The sequence below is a fragment of the Pseudomonas sp. AGC41 genome (genome assembly GCF_057334555.1).
Window position 1 is genome coordinate 21,776 of the sequence record NZ_JBHFJB010000066.1, and the last position, 18,795, is coordinate 40,570.

Here is an 18,795-nt window from a genome sequence, read left to right on the forward strand (position 1 = left end):
CTGACACAGCGCTTTCGCGAGCAGGCTCGCTCCCACAGGGGTCTTGCATCGACAACAAAAAGCCCGCCCGACATCACTGCCGGGCGGGCTTTTCTAACTGTTCGGTTTACTCGGTAGTGAGTACCCCACGCCGCACCTGGTCACGCTCGATCGATTCGAACAGTGCCTTGAAGTTGCCCTCGCCGAAGCCATCGTCGCCCTTGCGCTGGATGAATTCGAAGAACACCGGCCCCATCAGGGTTTCCGAGAATATCTGCAGCAACAGACGCTTGTCGCCCTGGTCCGCAGCACCGTCCAGCAGGATGCCCCGCGATTGCAGCTCCGTCACCGGTTCGCCATGGTTCGGCAGGCGGCCTTCGAGCATTTCATAGTAGGTGTCCGGCGGCGCGGTCATGAAGCGCATGCCGATCTTCTTGAGCGCATCCCAGGTCTTGATCAAGTCGTCGGTCAGGAAGGCCACGTGCTGGATACCTTCGCCGTTGAACTGCATCAGGAACTCTTCGATCTGACCGGCGCCCTTGGACGACTCTTCGTTCAGCGGGATGCGGATCATGCCGTCCGGGGCCGTCATGGCCTTGGAAGTCAGGCCGGTGTATTCGCCCTTGATATCGAAGTAACGAATCTCGCGGAAATTGAACAGCTTCTCGTAGAAGTTGGCCCAGTAGGCCATGCGCCCGCGATAAACGTTGTGGGTCAGGTGGTCGATGATCTTCAGGCCGGCGCCCAGCGGATTGCGATCGACACCCTCGAGGAAGACGAAGTCGATGTCGTAGATCGAGCTGCCTTCGCCAAAACGGTCGATCAGGTACAGCGGCGCGCCGCCAATGCCTTTGATCGCCGGGAGGTTCAGCTCCATCGGGCCGGTTTCGATGTGGATCGGCTGGGCACCGAGTTCCAGGGCCCGCTTGTAGGCTTTTTGCGAATCCTTGACACGGAAGGCCATGCCGCACACCGACGGGCCGTGCTCGGCCGCGAAGTAGGACGCCACGCTGTGCGGTTCGTTGTTGAGGATCAGGTTGATCGCGCCCTGGCGGTACAGGTGCACGTCCTTGGAACGGTGGGTGGCCACCTTGGTGAAGCCCATGATCTCGAAGATCGGCTCCAGGGTATTCGGGGTCGGGGATGCGAACTCAATGAATTCGAAGCCCATCAGGCCCATCGGGTTTTCGTATAGATCTGCCATGTCGGCGCCTCATCAAACTTATCAATTAACAAAAAAACGTTAGTTGCCAGTGATGCTGAGGACGCGGGGCGGCGCGCAGGAAATGCCGCGGACACTGCGGGCGAGGAAGTCGCCATAGATCAGTTGAAACCCAAGTATCTTCATTGTCGACCCAAGGCTATTGCGGGCGAGGCTTCTGCTGCCAGAAGACGTTATTCTTGTATGCGTAACCCGATTCTACACAGCGTAACCCGGTTTGTCCGCCTCAGGTATCAAATCGTCTTTTTCGCCGAGCGTGCAAGCGGTTTGTTGCACAGGAAGATCCCCGCCAGGATTAACCCGCCGCCTACGCACATCAACAAAGTGAGCCGTTCGTCGAGCAGCATCGCGCCCAGCAATACTGCCGTCAGCGGGTTGAGCGCAATAAAGACGCCGGAACGCGTCGCACCGATCCGGCGGATGCCTTGATACCAGGCGATATAGGCCAGGGCCGAACCCAGCACGCCGAGGTACAGCAGGCTCAACCATTGCCTGATGTCCAGCCCGGGCAATGCCTCGAAGCGGATCTCACCGCCGGCTGCGCACGCCAGCCACAACATCAGCGTGCCCAGCAGGATCGACCAGGTCACGGTCTGCAAAGGACCCAGGCTTTCATTCAGGCCTTTGGAGAACAGCGAATAGATGCCCCACCCCAGCACACAGCCGAAGATCAGCAGATCCCCGCGCCAAGCGTGTTCCGTCGCCTGCAACAAGGACGGTTCACGACTGATGATGACCAACCCCGCCCCGCCGATGCACAGCCCGATACCGGCGACTTTAAAGCGGCCCAACCGTTCCTTGAACAAGCACCAGGAGGCCAACCCGATCACCGCCGGATTCAACGCGACGATCAACGAGGCGCGCGATGCGTTGATGTATTGCAAGCCATGGAAAAAACACAGGTTGTAGAGAAAAATCCCGAAGAACCCCAGCGCGGCCAGCTGCAGGCCCTGTTTCAAGCCGGGCCTGGCCAGGGGGATACCGGCGACGCCGAGAAACAGCAACAGCGCGATGCTTGCCAGGAGAAAACGCAAGCTGGCGGCGAACATCGGCGTCAAGGCATCGGCAAGGATCCTGCCGGCAACAAAGGTGCCGCCCCAGATCATCGTGACCATCGCAAGCTTGAGGTAGACCGGCAGGTCCGAGGGTGTCGAGGCAGTTTGTTCCAGGGCTTTCATGGGCCACCATATAGGCGATTGATCAATGTCCCGTGTGTCGCTGGGATAGCGTATTGTCCTGCTCATGGAACATCATCGTAAAATGAGCCTTTACTCATGACCCTCACCCAACTCGAGATCTTTTCGCTGGTCGCCGAACTGCAAGGTTTCACCGCGGCCGCGACACGCCTGGGCATCGGCCAGTCAGCGGTTTCCCACGCGATAAAATCCCTGGAGCAGGAGTTGGGCGTCGAACTGTTCAGGCGTCATCAATCCCTCGTCGAGCTCAGCGACATCGGCCAGCAATTATTGCTGCGTGCCCGGGCCATGCTCGGCTTGGCCAACACCCTGCAACAAGAGGCCGCGGATGCCCGCGGCATGCGCCGTGGGACCCTGCGCATCGGCTCGTTCGGGCCGACGTCGTCGATGAAACTGCTGCCCGCCATCCTGCAGCGCTACCGCACCCTGCATCCGGGGATCGAAGTGCACATCGATGAAGGGCCGGACCGGCAAGTGCTGCAATGGCTGGATGAACGACGGATCGACGTCGGTTTCGTGGTCCTGCCCGAGGAGCGCTTCGATACGTTCGCCTTGATGGAGGACCAGATGGTCGCCCTGCTGCCCACCTATCATCCCCTCGCCGAGCGCGCCTGCGTGGAGCTCAAGGCGCTGTGCAACGACCCCTTCATACTCACCGAGGCCGGTTCCTCGGAAGTGGTCCGGCGGCTGTTCAGCGCCGCCCGGCTCACGCCGAATATCCGCTATCGCTGTTCGCAACTGCTCAGTACGTTGGATGTGGTCAGCCGGGGTGAAGCCCTGACCGTGGTTTCCGAGGGTTCGCTGCCGGCCATGGAAAATCCCGGGTTTGTCGTACGCCCCTTGTCGCCGCGCGTTCCACGCCAGATCGGCCTCGCGGTGCTGGACAGCCGCCAGGCCTCGCCCGCGACCCTGGCGTTCATCGACGCAGCCCGGCAGCCGTAAGCCTGGAGGCCGACGAGCGCGCAGCTGCCTGGCCGTCTATCATCGACGCAGTTTCCCGCCCAGGCCCAATAAGGTCGTACCGATGCCATTGTCCGCCACACCGTTACGCAAGCGGTCCCGTCGCAACCTGGTCACCCTGTTCTGCGGGGTGCTGCCGGTGCTCTCGGGGGTGGCCATTCTTTATATCCAGGCCGAACGCACACTGCAACAGCAGGCTCGGCAGACGGCGGGAGAGCTGGTCCGGCAAGTCGAGCTGATGCTCGACAATACGGCGCTGGCGGCGCGCGCACTGCTGCCCCTGGCCGGGCAACCTTGCGAAGCGGTAAAACTGGCCCTGCGTGACCAGGTGACCCGCCGGCCCTTCGTCCGTTCGACCAACCTGATATGGGACGACACGCTGTACTGCAGCTCGCTGTTCGGCGAATTCGAGGAGCCGGTCAACCCGCACAATTACCACCAGGGCACTCTGTGGCTGATGGACGGCAACCCCGTCACGCCCGACACGGCATTGCTGATCTACCGGCTCAACGAGGGCCGGCAAGGGGCACTGGCGACACTCGACGGTTACCACCTGGCCAATGTCCTGCGCCTGATTGGCGGCGAGACGCGTTTGCTGCTGCAAGTCGGGCCGAGTTGGCTGGCAGCGGATGGCAAGGTCCGGCAAACCCCGCCGCCGGCCCAGCCGGTAGCTCGCAACGAGCTGGCCTCGTCACGCTACGCCTTCAGCGTCGAAGCCGGCTTCGATGAAGGGGAAACCTGGCGCTACATGGCCCGGGAATATCCGCCGCTGTTCAGCCTGCTGGTTGTCTTCGGCGCCATCGCGGCGCTGCTCGCGCATTGGACCCAGAAGCACACCTCCTCTCCCAGCCATGAACTGCTACGCGCCCTCGAAGCCGGGGAGTTTGTGCCCTATCTGCAACCGGTGGTGCGCGGCGACGACAAGCGTCGGGCCGGGGTTGAAGTGCTGATGCGCTGGATCCACCCCAACGAAGGCCTGGTGCGTCCGGACCTGTTTATCCCGCTCGCCGAACACAGCGGGCTGATCGTGCCGATGACCCAGGCACTGATGCAGCAGACCAGGCAATTGCTGGTGCCGCTCGTGCCCTTGCTGGAGACGCCGTTTCATGTCGGTATCAATATCACCGCCCGCCACTGCAAGGACCTGGCGCTGCTGGAGGATTGCCGCGAGTTCCTGGCCGCGTTCCCACCGGGCGTCATCACGCTGGTGCTGGAGCTGACCGAGCGCGAGCTGATCGAACCGAGCCCGGTGACCCACCAATTGTTCGAGCTGCTGCACGAACTGGGCGTCAAGATCGCCATTGACGATTTTGGCACCGGCCATTCCAGCCTGGGCTACTTGCAGCAGTTCAACGTCGACTTTCTGAAAATCGATCAAAGCTTTGTCGCGATGATCGGCGCCGATGCGTTGTCACGCCATATCCTGGACAGCATCATCGAGCTGTCGGGGAAACTGCAGTTGGAAATCGTCGCAGAGGGCGTCGAAACCGTTGAGCAAAGCGATTACCTGACGGCTCACAAGGTCAACTTTCTACAAGGTTATCTGTTTGGCCGGCCTATTAGCGGCGAAGATTTCACGGCTGCGCTGACCGCCGCTAAACCCCCCGTCCACGACACCGTTCGATTGACCGATACACGTTAGACGGGCAGGAACAATTGTTCCTGTTACATAACGAAAAAGTTACGATTTACACTTTCTGAATTAACTACTACAATTTTTTTGCCTGTGCCAGAGAGCAGGAAGTCATTATCATCGAGTCGCTACAAAGCGCTTGGTTTAATGCTTTGTTGGCGGTTTGTATCAGCCAGACATTTTGATTGGAGTAACGATATTGTCCAGACTCGCTGAATTCCGTGCAGCCGAAAGGGCCCTTCAGGAGCAGCTCAAACAGCTGGAATCTCTGAAGAATGACGCCGGGCTGAAAAAAGAGATCGAATTTGAAGAAAAGCTCCTGGGGCTGATGAAAACCTACGGCAAGAGCCTGCGCGACATCGTCGCCATTCTTGATCCGAAGCAATCCAAGGCCGGCCCGCAGGCGGTCAAGCCAACCAAGACCCGCCGTGCCCGCGTGGTCAAGGTGTACCAGAACCCGCACACCGGCGAACTGATCGAAACCAAGGGCGGCAACCACCGCGGACTGAAGGCATGGAAGGAACAATACGGGGCTCAAACCGTTGATTCCTGGTTGCGCGGTTGACCATCGGCAATTTTATTGAGAAGCCCTGACGGGTTCAGGGCTTTTTGTGCCGGACAACTTCGGTAGCAAGCCTTGAGTATTAGAAGCGTTAGAGTTTCAGGCTATTTCTTACAGACTGAACTTCCTCCTGGCTTTCAACAAATACCTGGGCCTGGCCGGCGTAGGACAGCACATACGCCCTGCCCTCTTTTAGCGCAGCAACAAGTGTTTGAGACAACACGTGCCTGCCGTTCTGCGTGATCGTGCAAGTGGTTTCCAGCGCTGCAGTCCCGCCCAACATGGAAGAATGAATCTTATTGCAGACGCTTTGATAACCGCCCTGGAAAAAATCCTTTTGAATGGATTTGCGCATCTCCAGCAACACACCTTGCAAGTTGACCTGATGATCGGGTTCGACGGGCGTGGTTGTCAGTTCCATCACCATCACGGCATTACCCGCGGAATCGTTCTTGGTCGCGCGTTCACGCCTGATCGACTGCGCACTCGCCGGTGCGGACGCCTGCGCGGGGAGCGACTCGACTACCCAGCCCGATGGCCATGCAACCTGCGGTTCGAGCGCAAGGGCAACGCTACTCGCAATGCTGAATGACAAAAGAACGGACAGCGTGAGACAGGATCGAATCATTGCGTTGCACTCAAGGACCAATCGTAAAGTCTGAAGCCCGCCGCAGAACCAGGCAATAGCCACACGCGGTTTGGCGATGGCGCACGCCTTGCGTATCATGGACGCACCTGCAAGGAAGCCATCTGAAGCAAGCCCAGGAACCGTCGCAGCCCGGTTGCGACGCCGTTTGCCCCACTTATTTTCCGGAGGGCCCATGAGCCTGCACGAACTCGACACTTTCCCAGGCGTTACTGCCCAGCCCGACGCCGCCACGGCCGGATTCGTCTTCAACCACACCATGCTGCGGGTCAAGGACATCACCAGGTCCCTCGACTTTTACACCCGTGTATTGGGTTTTTCGCTGGTGGAAAAACGCGACTTTCCCGAAGCCGAATTCAGCCTTTACTTCCTTGCGCTGGTGGACAAGAGCCAGATCCCGGCAGACGCCGCGGCGCGTACCGAGTGGATGAAGTCGATCCCCGGCATCCTCGAACTGACGCATAACCATGGCACCGAAAACGATCCGGCGTTTGCCTACCACAACGGCAACAGCGACCCGCGCGGTTTCGGCCACATCTGCATCTCGGTGCCGGACGTCGTCGCCGCCTGTGAGCGCTTCGAAGCGCTGGGCTGCGATTTCCAGAAACGCCTGAGCGATGGCCGCATGAAGAGCCTGGCGTTCATCAAGGACCCGGACGGCTACTGGGTCGAGATCATTCAGCCTGCGCCGTTGTAGACCTCACGGCCTTCCCCTTATGGTGGAGCCCTTGTGGGAGCGAGCCTGCTCGTGAAGGCGGCGGATCAGTTGACAATGACGTAGCTGACACACCGCTTCGCGAGCAGGGTCGCTCCCACAGGGTTTGCGCACTGCAAAAAAAACCCCATGAGCCGTGGCCCATGGGGTTTTGTTTTTCCAGCGGCTGGCGTCAGGCCGGTGCGGACGTACGGATCAGGTGATCGAAGGCGCTCAACGAAGCCTTGGCCCCCTCGCCCACGGCGATCACGATCTGCTTGTACGGCACCGTGGTCACGTCACCGGCGGCGAACACACCCGGGATCGAGGTCTCGCCACGAGCATCGACGATGATCTCGCCACGCGGTGACAGCTCGACGGTGCCCTTGAGCCAATCGGTGTTTGGCAACAGACCGATCTGCACGAAGATGCCTTCCAGCGACACGTCTCGTACTTCACCGCTTGGACGGTCCTTGTAGCGCAGACCGTTGACCTTCTGGCCGTCGCCGGTCACTTCGGTGGTCTGGGCGTTGGTGATCACCGTCACGTTTGGCAGGCTGTGCAGTTTGCGCTGCAACACCGCGTCGGCACGCAATTGCACGTCGAACTCCAACAAGGTGACATGAGCCACGATACCCGCGAGGTCGATGGCCGCTTCGACGCCGGAGTTGCCGCCGCCGATCACCGCTACGCGCTTGCCTTTGAACAGCGGACCGTCACAATGCGGGCAGTACGCCACGCCCTTGTTGCGGTATTGCTGCTCGCCCGGCACGTTCATTTCACGCCAGCGGGCACCGGTCGCCAGGATCACGGTCCTGGCCTTGAGGCTCGCACCGCTGGCGAACTTGATCTCATGCAGCCCGCCCTCTTTGCCAGCGACCAAAGCGTCGGCACGTTGCAGGTTCATGATGTCGACGTCGTACTGCTTGACGTGCTCTTCCAGGGCGACGGCCAGTTTCGGGCCTTCGGTTTCCTGGACCGAGATGAAGTTCTCGATCGCCATGGTGTCGAGCACCTGGCCGCCGAAACGCTCGGCCGCGACGCCGGTGCGGATGCCTTTACGGGCCGCGTAGATCGCTGCCGAAGCACCGGCAGGGCCACCGCCGACCACCAGTACATCAAAAGCATCCTTGGCGCTGATCTTCTCGGCCTGACGCTCGATGCCGCTGGTGTCGATCTTGGCGAGGATTTCTTCCAGGCCCATGCGGCCCTGGCCGAAGTTCACGCCGTTCAGGTAGATGCTCGGCACCGCCATGATCTGGCGTTCGTCGACTTCGGCCTGGAACAGCGCGCCGTCGATGGCGACGTGACGGATGTTCGGGTTCAGCACCGCCATCAGGTTCAACGCCTGGACCACGTCCGGGCAGTTCTGGCATGACAGCGAGAAATACGTCTCGAAGTTGAACTCGCCCTTGAGCGAGCGGATCTGTTCGATCACTTCGACACTGGCCTTCGAAGGGTGGCCGCCGACTTGTAGCAGGGCCAGCACCAGCGAAGTGAATTCGTGCCCCATGGGAATGCCGGCGAAGCGCAGGCTGATATCGGCTCCCGGGCGATTCAACGAGAACGATGGCTTACGCGCATCGGTACCGTTGTCGAGCAAGGTAATCTGGTTGGAAAGACTGGCAACGTCTTTGAGTAACGCAAGCATTTCCTGGGATTTCGCACCGTCGTCGAGGGATGCAACGATCTCGATCGGCTGGGTGACCCGTTCCAGGTATGACTTCAACTGAGCTTTAAGATTGGCGTCCAACATACGGGCGATTTCCATGTTTGAATTTCAGAAAAAACAACGCCCGAGCGAATCTCGCCCGGGCGTTTTTTGGGGCGAAGCGGCTTACTTGGCTAAGAGCGAATCGCCCTCGGATAACGCACTGGTTTAGATCTTGCCGACCAGGTCCAGGGACGGAGCCAGGGTGGCCTCGCCTTCTTTCCACTTGGCTGGGCAGACTTCGCCTGGGTGGGCAGCAACGTACTGAGCAGCCTTGATCTTGCGCAGCAGCTCGGAAGCGTCACGGCCTACACCGCCGTCGTTGATTTCAACGATCTTGATCTGGCCTTCCGGGTTGATCACGAACGTACCGCGATCCGCCAGACCGGCTTCTTCGATCAGCACATCGAAGTTGCGGGAGATGGCCAGGGTCGGGTCGCCGATCATGGTGTACTGGATCTTGCCGATGGCTGGCGAGGTGTTGTGCCAGGCAGCGTGGGCAAAGTGGGTGTCGGTCGACACGCTGTAGATCTCGACGCCCAGCTTCTGGAACTCGGCGTAGTTGTCGGCCAGGTCTTCCAGTTCGGTTGGGCAAACGAAGGTGAAGTCAGCCGGGTAGAAGAACACGACAGACCACTTGCCTTTCAGGTCGGCGTCCGAGACTTCGACGAATGCGCCGTTTTTGAAAGCGGTCGCTTTGAACGGTTTAACTTGGCTGTTGATGATAGGCATCGTTGACTCTCCGTCAGGGGTTGAGAAGTTGATGAAGTGAATCTTAGCCACTCACGCCGCCGCTGGCTCATTGGCAAAGCTCATGCGAATGATTGGTTTTGGCTATCAGGAATCTATATAGATAGAAGAAATCTGTGGAGCTGCCACAGGCGACCCTTTGTTGATCGTGGCAGTTGCCAAACAGTTCACAAGGCTGGACCGATGGATCACAGCCTTGCTTCGAAGGCGCCAGTCAGGCGGTTGGCGTGCGCATGGTAACGAATTCTTCGGCGGCGGTTGGGTGCACGCCAATGGTCTCGTCGAAGTCGCGCTTGGTGGCCCCGGCCTTGAGGGCGATCGCCAGGCCCTGGACAATTTCCCCGGCGTCCGGCCCGACCATGTGGCAACCCAGCACCTTGTCGGTGCTGGCGTCGACCACCAGTTTCATCAGCGTGCGCTCCTGGCACTCGGTGAGAGTCAGCTTCATCGGCCGGAAACGGCTTTCGAAAATCTGCACCTCATGGCCCTCCTCCCGCGCCTGCTCTTCAGTCAGGCCAACGGTGCCGATGTTCGGCAGGCTGAACACGGCCGTGGGAATCATCCGGTAATCCACCAGACGGTATTGCTCGGGCTTGAACAGGCGCCGCGCGACCGCCATGCCTTCGGCCAGTGCGACGGGGGTCAACTGCACGCGACCGATCACGTCGCCAATCGCCAGGATCGACGGCTCAGCGGTCTCATACTTTTCGTTGACCTGCACAAAACCCTTGTCGTCCAGCGTGACGCCGGTGTTCTCCAGGCCGAGGTTATCCAGCATCGGGCGGCGGCCAGTGGCGTAGAACACGCAATCGGTGACCAGCGTGCGACCGTCCTTGAGCGTCACCTTCAGGCTGCCGTCGACTTCCTTGTCGATGCGCTGGATGTCCGCGTTGAATTGCAGGTCCAGGCCCCGGCGTTGCAGCTCTTCGGCCAAGTGTTTGCGCACCGCGCCGTCGAAGCCGCGCAGGAACAGGTCGCCGCGATACAGCAAGGAGGTCTGCGCACCCATGCCATGGAAAATCCCGGCGAACTCCACCGCGATATAGCCGCCACCAACCACCAGCATGCGCTTGGGCAGCGACTTGAGGAAAAACGCCTCGTTGGAACTGATGGCGTGCTCGCGCCCCGGAATGTCCGGGATCACCGGCCAGCCGCCCGTGGCGATCATGATGTGTTGTGCGGTGTGGCGCTGGCCGTTGATTTCCACTTCGTGAGGGCCGGTAATCTTCGCGTGACCTTCATGCAGCGTGACGCCGCTGTTGACCAGCAGGTTGCGGTAGATACCGTTGAGACGATTGATCTCGCGATCCTTGTTGGCGATCAGCGTGGCCCAGTCGAAACTCGCCTCGCCCGCTGTCCAGCCATAGGCCGAAGCTTGCTCGAAGTCCTCGGCGTAATGCGCGCCGTAGACCAGCAGTTTTTTCGGCACGCAGCCGACATTCACGCAGGTGCCGCCCAGGTAGCGGCTTTCCGCCACGGCCACCTTGGCTCCAAAACCGGCGGCAAACCGTGCAGCCCGAACACCGCCGGAACCGGCGCCAATCACATACAGGTCAAAATCGTAGGCCATCATTCATCTCCTTCGGCAGGCCGTCAGCATACCTGCTGTTCCTGCATGGAGCAGCCCGATCGGGCGGCGATGGAAATGATTATGGGGGCGCAAGCGCAAAAGCCAACCGGCATTTCGCAGGTTGCCTTTGTGGCGAGGGAGCTTGCTCCCGCTCGGCTGCGAAGCAGTCGCAATTCAACGGGGATTCAGCGTCTGGAACGGCAGGCAAAAAAACGCCCCGAACCAGTCGGGGCGCTTTTTCAAGGCGCGGTGCAGGCTATCAGTAAGCCTTGCCGGTCTTGTAGAAGTTCTCGAAGCAGAAGTTGGTCGCGTCGATATAACCTTCGGCGCCACCGCAGTCGAAACGCTTGCCCTTGAACTTGTAGGCCATCACGCAGCCGTTCTGGGCTTGTTTCATCAGGGCGTCGGTGATCTGGATTTCGCCGCCCTTGCCTGGCTCGGTCTGTTCGATCAGGTCGAAGATGTCCGGAGTCAGGATGTAGCGACCGATGATCGCGAGGTTCGACGGTGCGTCTTCAGGCTTTGGCTTCTCGACCATGCTGTGAACCCGGTAGATGTCTTCGCGGATCATCTCGCCGGCGATCACACCGTACTTGTTGGTTTCCTGCGGATCGACTTCCTGGATCGCCACGATGGAGCAGCGGAACTGCTTGTACAGCTTGACCATCTGGGTCAGTACGCCGTCGCCTTCGAGGTTGACGCACAAGTCGTCCGCCAGCACCACGGCGAACGGCTCATCACCGATCAGCGGGCGACCGGTCAGGATCGCGTGGCCAAGGCCTTTCATTTCGGTCTGACGGGTATAGGAGAACGAGCACTCGTCCAGTAGCTTGCGGATGCCGACCAGGTATTTTTCCTTGTCGGTGCCCTTGATCTGGTTTTCCAGCTCGTAGCTGATGTCGAAATGGTCTTCCAGAGCGCGCTTGCCACGGCCGGTGACGATGGAGATTTCCGTCAGGCCTGCGTCAAGGGCTTCTTCGACACCGTACTGGATCAGTGGCTTGTTCACCACCGGCAGCATTTCTTTGGGCATGGCTTTAGTCGCTGGCAGGAAGCGAGTACCGTAACCGGCTGCTGGGAACAAGCATTTCTTGATCATATAAGTCCTTGAAAAGGCGGTATGTACGAGTTTCGGCGCAGTCTAATCAGGCCGCAGGCACCTTACAATGCCCACGCTGGCCAACCGATGCCATCATAGAGAAATAAACCGGCGGATAGTTCAATCGCCTTTCGCTTCGATGGTTCCAGCGGTCCCACTGTACGCCCATGGGCGCTGTTTGCGAGCTTTTGACGTATCATGGCCGCCTTGATCAAGCCAACGGGGCAATTAGATGTCGGCAACTCCAAACGCAAACGGTTACTCGGTCAGCCAGGACAAGGACGGCCAGTGGTGGATTACCAATTACCACGGAGAACAGGTCGCCGGCCCCTTGCCCAGCAAGGCCATGGCGGTGGAAGTCGCTGCGGTATTCCAGGATGAACGCTCTGCCCCGGCGCCCCGGGAGCGCGAAAAGGCTCCGGCACGCAGTACTCGTCGCAAGAAATAGTCGGGCCATCCCATCATTGCCTTGATGGGAACTGCGGTTTAGCTGTACCGGAATGGCCATTCGCTATAATCTCGCGCCATTCCTCCCCCTCTCGATGACGATCCCATGAAAACACTTCTGGCGCTGTTTACAGTCCTGGCCCTGGCGGGCTGTGCCTCGGCGGAAAAAACCTACCTGGCCAACGGTGAACAAGGCCTGGCCATCGACTGCTCGGGCGAAGCCAATTCCTGGGCGACCTGCTACGAAAAAGCCGATGCGTCCTGCGCCGGCACCGGTTATCGCATCGTCGGCACCGACGGCACACCACAAGCCAAGGAAAGCGAAAAGACTCTGGGGGTCGACGTGGGCAACTTCAGCAGCCGCAGTGTCGTCGTGGTGTGCAAATAAAAGTGGGCAAAAACTAGATGTGAATCTCGGCGAACTTGATCCCCAGGCCCCGCAAGGTCTCGATCAGGTCGTCGAGCCGGGAGAAGGACTCAACTTCATCCTGGTCGTCCACCAGGAAAAAACTGCGTCCGGCGCTTTTCTTGAAGAACACGATCCACTCGCCCGGGGTCCCAGGGTTCTGGATCACGTGGGTGGCATAGATCAGGCCTTCGGCATGGCGCTCGCGCACCTGTTCGCGTTTCATTGACCGGGCTCCATAAATGACAAATGCCGCCAACGGCAACCGTGGCGGCATTTTTGTATCGAAGGTGGCAGTTTAACCGATGCCTGGCGATCCGTCAGCCGAGGCAATGCTCAACCGGAAATGCAGGCGTTGGCCGCGTCCTGGACGTCTCCAGGGCGCACGGGCACGTTGGACATGCTTTCATGCAGCTTGATGCTGCTGCCGCTGGAGCGCTCGTCGATGTCGAACACCGCCGCCGGCAGCGCCGACAGCTTGCCGGGAACGATCACCCGAACGCCGTTTTTATGCGGCTCCATTTGCAGCGGGCCACGGCTTTCAAGCAGCTTGTCGGCAACACACCGGGCGTATTCATGGGGCTTCTTTCCGGAGATGACGCTCATGGTGGGCGGTGTCTGGTTGATGTCCGATACCGACGCACATCCACCCAGGGCCAAGGCCAATACCCACACGCTGCGCTTCATACAATTCCTCCGATAAAGACCCTCCGACAGCATAAACACTGCTTTTCTCCCCTGCGTTGCGCTTTTTTACCTGATGGCCGGTAATAAATGAGCCCAGCCTGGGACAGGGCTCGGATATTAACCCGCGGTGCTGATAAACTGCGCACCATTATTTGCTTGAATTTCTGTCTTGACCGGCGAGAAATGCCCTTCTGGAGGCACCCTTGAAATTTATCCACCAGCGCGAGCACCTCAACGAGGACGATATCGTCGTTATCGAATGCTCCCAAATGTGCAACATCCGTTTGATGAACGACGCGAATTTCCGCAGCTTCAAGAACGGTGGCCGGCACACTTACCATGGCGGCGCATTCGACACGTTCCCGGCCAGGATCACCGCACCGAGCACCGGCTTCTGGAACATCACCATCGATACCGTCAACCGTCGCGCCATCAGCGTTACCCGCAAGCCGACCCTGACCCACAAGATCAAGATCATCCGGCGCTCCAGCTCGAAACTGAGCTGAGCAGCGCCCCAGACGAAGACAGGAATAACCGTGGCCCAGACGACCAAATACGTGATCAAGTACAAGCTCAACGGCGAACGCCGCTTCGAGTTCGCGCAGTTGCAAAATGGCACCGAGGAAGAAGCCCTGGCAGAGCTGAAGAAGCTGCATGGCGAGAGCGACGATGTGATCAGCGACCTCAAGGTCAGCAAGGCACTCTGAACGGCGGAACGATGCCTGTTGTGGCGAGGGAGCTTGCTCCCGCTCGGCTGCGCAGCAGTCGCAGAACGGCCTGACGCGGTGTACCTGAACAATATGCGTCAGCCTGTTTGGGGCGGCTGCGCCACCCAGCGGGAGCAAGCTCCCTCGCCACAGAAAGCTCATCACACCGCAAGAAACGGGGTGCAGGCGACGCAACAGTGTTCAGACTGAGCAATCCCCCACCAAGGATTGCGATCATGCCCTCTCTGCCCCGCCCCATCGCCGACCTCGACTGGCCCGCCCTTGAACAAAGCCTCGACCGGGACGGCTGCGCGATCATTCGCAACCTGCTGCCGGCAGCGCCGTGCCTGGAGCTGCGAGGCTTGTACAGCGACCCGGGGCTGTTTCGTTCCCGGGTGGTGATGGCCCGTCATGGATTCGGACGCGGCGAGTACCAGTACTTTGGCTATCCGCTGCCCAAGGTCGTCCAGCAGTTACGTGAATCGCTGTATGCCCGGCTGGTGCCGCTGGCCAATCGCTGGAACGACTGCATGGGCCTGCCAGTGCGCTATCCCGAGCAGCACGCCGATTTCATCCGGCGCTGCCACACCGCAGGCCAACAACGCCCTACGCCGCTGCTGCTGCAATATGGCCCGCAGGACTACAATTGCCTGCATCAAGACCTGTACGGCGAGCACGTATTCCCGTTGCAGGTGGCGATCCTGCTGGCGGAACCGGGCGAGGACTTTACCGGCGGCGAGTTCGTCCTCGCCGAACAGCGCCCGCGCATGCAGTCACGACCACAGGTCATCGATCTGAAACAGGGCGACGCCGTGGTGTTCGCCGTACACCAGCGCCCCGTCAAAGGCATACGCGGTTATTATCGAGTGAACCTGCGCCATGGCGTCAGCCGCTTGCACAGCGGCCGCCGGCATACACTTGGGATCATTTTTCATGATGCGCAATGACCACACGCCCATCACCCTGGATCTGTTCGCCGATCAATCGCCCACCACGCCCGGCGAGGTCGAACAGATCGGCCAGCAATCCTTCGTATTACGCGGGTTTGCCCTGCCCTGGCTCGACCGCGTGCTGCCGGCGCTGGAAAGCGTCCTGCAGGCGGCGCCATTCCGGCAGATGGTCACGCCCGGTGGCTTTACCATGTCGGTGGCCTTGACCAGTTGCGGCGCGCTCGGCTGGACCACCGACCGCCGCGGCTATCGCTACACGGCCCACGACCCGCAGACCGGCCAGCCCTGGCCCGACATGCCGCAGCTGTTTCGCGAGCTGGCCCGTAATGCCGCCCGGCAGGCGGGGTTCGAACACTTCGAGCCCGATGCCTGCCTGATCAACCGCTACGTGCCCGGTGCCCGAATGTCGCTGCACCAGGACAAGAATGAACGCTCCCTGACGGCCCCCGTTGTCTCGCTCTCCCTGGGCCTGCCGGCGATGTTCCAGTTCGGCGGGTTCGAGCGCAGCGACAAAAGCCAGCGCATTGCGCTGTTCCATGGCGACGTCGTGGTCTGGGGCGGTGTGGATCGCTTGCGTTTCCACGGCGTGCTGCCGCTCAAGCCGGGAGAGCATCCGACGCTGGGTGCCCAGCGGATCAACCTGACGTTCCGCATGGCCGGATAACAGCGCAGAATTCAACCGCAAGACCCGGAGTGTCGCCACCTGGATGGCTCGCTACTGTAGGCAAAACGGGCCAATGGAATAACGACCATGAACAGCACTTCAACCACTCTCGCCTCTGAACAGGATCCCCGCTGGGCCGCCGTGCTTGCCCGGGACCCGCGTGCCGACGGGCAATTTGTCTATGGCGTGAAAACCACCGGCATCTATTGCCACCCCAGCAGCCTGTCGCGCCTGCCCAACCCGCGCAACGTCGAATTCTTCGACACGCCGGAACAGGCCCAGGCGGCCGGTTATCGTCCCAGCAAACGCGTGGCCAGGGACCAGACCCAGATCGCCGCGCAACAGGCGGCGCGGGTCGCGGCCGCCTGCCGGCAGATCGAGGCCGCCGAGGAACTGCCGGGCCTGAACGAACTGGCGCTGAGTGCGGGTTTGAGCCCTTTTCATTTCCATCGCGTGTTCAAGTCTGTCACCGGCCTGACGCCCAGGGGCTACGCCGCTGCCCACCGCTCGCGCAAAGTGCGCGAACGCCTGGCCGAAGCCGGGACGGTGACCGAGGCGCTGTATGACGCTGGTTTCAATTCCAACAGCCGCTTCTATGAAGCCGCCGACAAAGTCCTTGGCATGAAACCGGCCGACTACCGCGCCGCCGGGCAGAACACCGACATTCGCTTCGCCGTCGGCCAATGCTCGCTCGGGGCGATCCTGGTGGCGCAAAGCGACCGCGGCGTGTGCGCGATTCTGCTGGGGGATGATCCGGACGCACTGGTACGCGACCTGCAGGACAAATTCCGCCGCGCCAACCTCATCGGCGCCGACCGCGAATTCGAGCAGTTGATTGCCCAGGTGGTGGGGTTCATCGAAGCACCGGCCCTGGGCCTCGACTTGCCGCTGGACCTACGCGGCACGGCCTTTCAGGAACGGGTCTGGCAAGCCCTGAGGGAGATTCCGCCGGGCAGCACCGCCAGCTACGCCGAGATCGCCCAGCGCATCGGCCTGCCCAAGGCCGTCCGCGCCGTGGCCCAGGCCTGCGGCGCCAACAGCCTGGCGGTGGCGATCCCTTGCCACCGGGTGGTGCGCAGCGACGGTAACCTGTCGGGCTATCGCTGGGGCGTCGAGCGCAAGCGTCAGTTGCTGGCGCTGGAACGCTCGTCGGCAGACTGAACGCCGATATAGATCGCCACCGAGTCAGGCGCGTTATAGACCTCGAAATCGGTGGTGAACCGGCGCACGGTCTGCGGGTTATCGGCGAAGTACGCCCAGATCAGGCCCCAGGCCTGGATCACGCAATCGGGCATCGGCCCCTTGGCTGAAAACACCAGGTAATCCCCGCCCTCGACGTCCACGGCGGGGTAACCTGCGCTGGGTGCATCGACCTGCACGCCGGCCGTCACATTGAAGTAGCCGGTGGCATCGGACTCGTAAGCGGAATACACCCCATAGACGAACGACTCGGACTGTCGGGCCGGAACGCTGTCGAACAGCCCTTCGGTGAAGAACTGCTGCCACATCGGGCCGATCTTTGCCGTGTCGCCTTGCTGCTCGTCGGCATTGCGGGTGCGCACCTGCAAACCGGCGACGGTGAAGGGTTCGACGGTCTTGAGTTTCACGTCCATGGATCGAGCTCCTTGATGGGGGAAGCCCGCATGGTACCCATCCCGTCGCCCGGATCAAACCCGGGCATCGATTGAAAAACTCGACTGGCCCTGGCCGGGCGACACCTGCTAAAAACACGCTTTCCTTCTGCCGTCGGAGACACCCGAACATGAGTCAGTGGCCAGACACCCGCATTCTCGACCTGCTCGGCATCGAGCTGCCCATCATCCAGGGGCCTCTGGCCGGCGTAACCGGTCCGGCCATGGTAGTCGCCACTTGCAATGCCGGCGGGCTGGGCTCGATGCCGGCCGCGATGCTCGACGTGGAGCAACTGCGCCAGGCGCTGACGACCATCGCCGAACAGACCGACAAACCGTTCAACGTGAATTTTTTCTCGCACCGGCCACCGGCGTTCGATGCACAACGGGCCGAGGCCTGGAAACAGCGGCTCAAGCCTTATTACGAGGAACTGGGCGCCGATTTCGAAGCGCCGACGCCGGTGTCCAATCGCACCCCGTTCGATGATGCGGCCTGTCGCGTGCTGGAGGCACTGCGGCCCAAGGTGGTCAGCTTCCACTTCGGCCTGCCGGAAAAATCCTTGCTGGATCGGGTCAAGGCCACCGGCGCGAAAATCCTCTCCTCGGCCACTACCGTTGAAGAAGCCATCTGGCTCGAACAGCACGGCTGCGACGCGATCATCGCCATGGGCTATGAGGCCGGCGGTCATCGCGGGATGTTCCTGAGCGAGGACCTCAACACCCAGGTGGGTCTGTTCGCCCTGCTGCCGCAAGTGGTGGATGCGGTGAAGGTGCCGGTGATCGCCACCGGCGGGATCGGCGACGCGCGCGGGATTGTCGCGGCGTTTGCCCTGGGCGCGTCGGCGGTGCAGTTGGGCAGCGCTTATCTGTTCACGCCGGAAGCCAGGATCACACCATCCCACCATCGGGCGCTACGCACGGCCAGGGAAAGCCAGACCGCCGTCACCAACCTGTTCACCGGCCGCCCGGCCCGGGGCATCGTCAACCGGGTGATGCGCGAGGTCGGCCCGATGAGCCCGCTGGCCCCAGCGTTCCCCCTGGCCGGCGGCGCCTTGATGCCGCTGCGGGCGAAAGACGAAGCGGACTTCGCCAACCTCTGGGCCGGCCAGGCGTTCCCCCTGGGGCGCGAGCTGCCGAGCGGCGAACTGACCCGGCGCTTGGCCGAAGAGGCGCTGGCGCGGCTCAAGGGCTGATTTGGTCGACTGACGCCTTCGCGAGCAGGCTCGCTCCCACAGGGTTTTGTGTCGGATCTGATTCCGCATCCAACACAAACCTACTGTG

22 protein-coding genes are annotated in these 18,795 nt (G+C 60.9%); 12 read left to right on the forward strand and 10 right to left on the reverse strand.

Annotated elements, in window-relative coordinates:
- Window positions 1-106: 106 nt before the first annotated feature.
- Window positions 107-1,183 carry a 4-hydroxyphenylpyruvate dioxygenase gene (hppD, locus tag ACE04F_RS12470; RefSeq protein WP_486107065.1) on the reverse strand — a complete coding sequence of 359 codons (1,077 nt, stop codon included), beginning with the start codon at window positions 1,181-1,183 and terminating at the stop codon, window positions 107-109.
- Between the two features lie 251 nt (window positions 1,184-1,434).
- On the reverse strand, window positions 1,435-2,379 hold the full coding sequence (locus tag ACE04F_RS12475) for a DMT family transporter (RefSeq protein ID WP_486107067.1): 945 nt from the start codon (window positions 2,377-2,379) through the stop codon (window positions 1,435-1,437).
- A gap of 96 nt (window positions 2,380-2,475) precedes the next feature.
- On the opposite strand from ACE04F_RS12475, the gene ACE04F_RS12480 reads away from it, so the two are divergent.
- The 3 genes from ACE04F_RS12480 (at window position 2,476) to ACE04F_RS12490 (ending at window position 5,555) form a co-directional block, all read left to right on the forward strand.
- Window positions 2,476-3,339, forward strand: a complete 864-nt coding sequence (locus tag ACE04F_RS12480; protein ID WP_486107069.1) for a LysR family transcriptional regulator — start codon at window positions 2,476-2,478, stop codon at window positions 3,337-3,339.
- 82 nt (window positions 3,340-3,421) lie between these two features.
- Complete coding sequence (locus ACE04F_RS12485) at window positions 3,422-4,999, forward strand: EAL domain-containing protein (protein ID WP_486107071.1); 1,578 nt, start codon at window positions 3,422-3,424, stop codon at window positions 4,997-4,999.
- A 190-nt stretch (window positions 5,000-5,189) separates the two neighbouring features.
- Window positions 5,190-5,555 carry a histone-like nucleoid-structuring protein, MvaT/MvaU family gene (locus ACE04F_RS12490; protein WP_305501292.1) on the forward strand — a complete coding sequence of 122 codons (366 nt, stop codon included), beginning with the start codon at window positions 5,190-5,192 and terminating at the stop codon, window positions 5,553-5,555.
- A gap of 88 nt (window positions 5,556-5,643) precedes the next feature.
- Here the strand turns inward: ACE04F_RS12490 and ACE04F_RS12495 are convergent, their stop codons facing one another.
- On the reverse strand, window positions 5,644-6,180 hold the full coding sequence (locus tag ACE04F_RS12495) for a DUF4946 domain-containing protein (RefSeq protein WP_486107098.1): 537 nt from the start codon (window positions 6,178-6,180) through the stop codon (window positions 5,644-5,646).
- A 193-nt stretch (window positions 6,181-6,373) separates the two neighbouring features.
- On the opposite strand from ACE04F_RS12495, the gene gloA reads away from it, so the two are divergent.
- On the forward strand, window positions 6,374-6,895 hold the full coding sequence (gene gloA / locus ACE04F_RS12500) for a lactoylglutathione lyase (RefSeq protein WP_486107073.1): 522 nt from the start codon (window positions 6,374-6,376) through the stop codon (window positions 6,893-6,895).
- Window positions 6,896-7,085: 190 nt separating this feature from the next.
- Here gloA and ahpF read toward each other — a convergent pair whose 3' ends face one another.
- The 4 genes from ahpF to galU all read right to left on the reverse strand — a co-directional run bounded on the left by ahpF (window position 7,086) and on the right by galU (window position 12,022).
- Window positions 7,086-8,648: an alkyl hydroperoxide reductase subunit F gene (gene ahpF / locus ACE04F_RS12505; protein WP_486107100.1), complete on the reverse strand. Its 1,563-nt coding sequence runs from the start codon at window positions 8,646-8,648 to the stop codon at window positions 7,086-7,088.
- Between the two features lie 123 nt (window positions 8,649-8,771).
- A complete protein-coding gene (gene ahpC, locus ACE04F_RS12510) occupies window positions 8,772-9,335 on the reverse strand; it encodes an alkyl hydroperoxide reductase subunit C (protein WP_011061677.1) in 564 nt (187 codons plus the stop codon).
- 232 nt (window positions 9,336-9,567) lie between these two features.
- The gene (gene gorA / locus ACE04F_RS12515) at window positions 9,568-10,923 is read right to left on the reverse strand and encodes a glutathione-disulfide reductase (protein WP_486107077.1); all 1,356 of its coding nucleotides are present in this window, start codon (window positions 10,921-10,923) and stop codon (window positions 9,568-9,570) included.
- A gap of 259 nt (window positions 10,924-11,182) precedes the next feature.
- Window positions 11,183-12,022 (reverse strand): UTP--glucose-1-phosphate uridylyltransferase GalU, encoded by an 840-nt coding sequence (gene galU / locus ACE04F_RS12520; RefSeq protein WP_039592970.1) that lies wholly within the window; start codon window positions 12,020-12,022, stop codon window positions 11,183-11,185.
- 232 nt (window positions 12,023-12,254) lie between these two features.
- Here galU and ACE04F_RS12525 point away from each other — a divergent pair, with 232 nt between their 5' ends.
- Window positions 12,255-12,470, forward strand: a complete 216-nt coding sequence (locus ACE04F_RS12525; RefSeq protein WP_486107079.1) for a hypothetical protein — start codon at window positions 12,255-12,257, stop codon at window positions 12,468-12,470.
- A 105-nt stretch (window positions 12,471-12,575) separates the two neighbouring features.
- On the forward strand, window positions 12,576-12,857 hold the full coding sequence (locus ACE04F_RS12530; RefSeq protein WP_305495358.1) for a hypothetical protein: 282 nt from the start codon (window positions 12,576-12,578) through the stop codon (window positions 12,855-12,857).
- 13 nt (window positions 12,858-12,870) lie between these two features.
- On the opposite strand, the gene ACE04F_RS12535 is transcribed toward ACE04F_RS12530, so the two are convergent.
- Together ACE04F_RS12535 and ACE04F_RS12540 are read right to left on the reverse strand one after the other, a co-directional pair.
- Entirely contained in the window at window positions 12,871-13,101 is a 231-nt protein-coding gene (locus ACE04F_RS12535) for a hypothetical protein (RefSeq protein ID WP_486107081.1), read from the reverse strand.
- Window positions 13,102-13,211: 110 nt separating this feature from the next.
- A complete protein-coding gene (locus ACE04F_RS12540; RefSeq protein WP_305495362.1) occupies window positions 13,212-13,562 on the reverse strand; it encodes a hypothetical protein in 351 nt (116 codons plus the stop codon).
- 203 nt (window positions 13,563-13,765) lie between these two features.
- Between ACE04F_RS12540 and ACE04F_RS12545 the strand changes: the two genes are divergently transcribed.
- The 5 genes from ACE04F_RS12545 (at window position 13,766) to ada (ending at window position 17,044) form a co-directional block, all read left to right on the forward strand.
- Complete coding sequence (locus tag ACE04F_RS12545) at window positions 13,766-14,068, forward strand: DUF1883 domain-containing protein (protein WP_003182962.1); 303 nt, start codon at window positions 13,766-13,768, stop codon at window positions 14,066-14,068.
- 30 nt (window positions 14,069-14,098) lie between these two features.
- Complete coding sequence (locus tag ACE04F_RS12550) at window positions 14,099-14,269, forward strand: hypothetical protein (protein ID WP_305495364.1); 171 nt, start codon at window positions 14,099-14,101, stop codon at window positions 14,267-14,269.
- 236 nt (window positions 14,270-14,505) lie between these two features.
- Entirely contained in the window at window positions 14,506-15,216 is a 711-nt protein-coding gene (locus ACE04F_RS12555; protein WP_486107083.1) for a 2OG-Fe(II) oxygenase, read from the forward strand.
- The gene (alkB, locus tag ACE04F_RS12560) at window positions 15,206-15,883 is read left to right on the forward strand and encodes a DNA oxidative demethylase AlkB (protein WP_486107102.1); all 678 of its coding nucleotides are present in this window, start codon (window positions 15,206-15,208) and stop codon (window positions 15,881-15,883) included. Before ACE04F_RS12555 ends, alkB begins: the two co-directional genes overlap by 11 nt.
- Before the next feature lie 87 nt (window positions 15,884-15,970).
- The gene (gene ada / locus ACE04F_RS12565) at window positions 15,971-17,044 is read left to right on the forward strand and encodes a bifunctional DNA-binding transcriptional regulator/O6-methylguanine-DNA methyltransferase Ada (RefSeq protein ID WP_486107085.1); all 1,074 of its coding nucleotides are present in this window, start codon (window positions 15,971-15,973) and stop codon (window positions 17,042-17,044) included.
- Here the strand turns inward: ada and ACE04F_RS12570 are convergent.
- The gene (locus tag ACE04F_RS12570; RefSeq protein WP_486107087.1) at window positions 17,008-17,496 is read right to left on the reverse strand and encodes a GyrI-like domain-containing protein; all 489 of its coding nucleotides are present in this window, start codon (window positions 17,494-17,496) and stop codon (window positions 17,008-17,010) included. The genes ada and ACE04F_RS12570 overlap by 37 nt on opposite strands.
- A 149-nt stretch (window positions 17,497-17,645) precedes the next feature.
- On the opposite strand from ACE04F_RS12570, the gene ACE04F_RS12575 reads away from it, so the two are divergent.
- Entirely contained in the window at window positions 17,646-18,707 is a 1,062-nt protein-coding gene (locus ACE04F_RS12575; protein WP_486107089.1) for an NAD(P)H-dependent flavin oxidoreductase, read from the forward strand.
- Window positions 18,708-18,795 lie beyond the last annotated feature (88 nt).

What these genes read in the sequence shown, in the direction of transcription:
- ada (WP_486107085.1), top strand. Translation starts at nt 15,971, where the DNA reads ATGAACAGCACTTCAACCACTCTCGCCTCTGAACAGGATCCCCGCTGG.
- ACE04F_RS12540 (WP_305495362.1), bottom strand. Translation starts at nt 13,562, where the DNA reads ATGAAGCGCAGCGTGTGGGTATTGGCCTTGGCCCTGGGTGGATGTGCG.
- ACE04F_RS12535 (WP_486107081.1), bottom strand. Translation starts at nt 13,101, where the DNA reads ATGAAACGCGAACAGGTGCGCGAGCGCCATGCCGAAGGCCTGATCTAT.
- ACE04F_RS12525 (WP_486107079.1), top strand. Translation starts at nt 12,255, where the DNA reads ATGTCGGCAACTCCAAACGCAAACGGTTACTCGGTCAGCCAGGACAAG.
- alkB (WP_486107102.1), top strand. Translation starts at nt 15,206, where the DNA reads ATGCGCAATGACCACACGCCCATCACCCTGGATCTGTTCGCCGATCAA.
- ACE04F_RS12480 (WP_486107069.1), top strand. Translation starts at nt 2,476, where the DNA reads ATGACCCTCACCCAACTCGAGATCTTTTCGCTGGTCGCCGAACTGCAA.
- ACE04F_RS12530 (WP_305495358.1), top strand. Translation starts at nt 12,576, where the DNA reads ATGAAAACACTTCTGGCGCTGTTTACAGTCCTGGCCCTGGCGGGCTGT.
- ACE04F_RS12555 (WP_486107083.1), top strand. Translation starts at nt 14,506, where the DNA reads ATGCCCTCTCTGCCCCGCCCCATCGCCGACCTCGACTGGCCCGCCCTT.
- ACE04F_RS12570 (WP_486107087.1), bottom strand. Translation starts at nt 17,496, where the DNA reads ATGGACGTGAAACTCAAGACCGTCGAACCCTTCACCGTCGCCGGTTTG.
- ACE04F_RS12475 (WP_486107067.1), bottom strand. Translation starts at nt 2,379, where the DNA reads ATGAAAGCCCTGGAACAAACTGCCTCGACACCCTCGGACCTGCCGGTC.
- gloA (WP_486107073.1), top strand. Translation starts at nt 6,374, where the DNA reads ATGAGCCTGCACGAACTCGACACTTTCCCAGGCGTTACTGCCCAGCCC.
- ahpF (WP_486107100.1), bottom strand. Translation starts at nt 8,648, where the DNA reads ATGTTGGACGCCAATCTTAAAGCTCAGTTGAAGTCATACCTGGAACGG.
- ACE04F_RS12485 (WP_486107071.1), top strand. Translation starts at nt 3,422, where the DNA reads ATGCCATTGTCCGCCACACCGTTACGCAAGCGGTCCCGTCGCAACCTG.
- galU (WP_039592970.1), bottom strand. Translation starts at nt 12,022, where the DNA reads ATGATCAAGAAATGCTTGTTCCCAGCAGCCGGTTACGGTACTCGCTTC.
- ACE04F_RS12495 (WP_486107098.1), bottom strand. Translation starts at nt 6,180, where the DNA reads ATGATTCGATCCTGTCTCACGCTGTCCGTTCTTTTGTCATTCAGCATT.
- gorA (WP_486107077.1), bottom strand. Translation starts at nt 10,923, where the DNA reads ATGGCCTACGATTTTGACCTGTATGTGATTGGCGCCGGTTCCGGCGGT.
- ACE04F_RS12575 (WP_486107089.1), top strand. Translation starts at nt 17,646, where the DNA reads ATGAGTCAGTGGCCAGACACCCGCATTCTCGACCTGCTCGGCATCGAG.
- ahpC (WP_011061677.1), bottom strand. Translation starts at nt 9,335, where the DNA reads ATGCCTATCATCAACAGCCAAGTTAAACCGTTCAAAGCGACCGCTTTC.
- hppD (WP_486107065.1), bottom strand. Translation starts at nt 1,183, where the DNA reads ATGGCAGATCTATACGAAAACCCGATGGGCCTGATGGGCTTCGAATTC.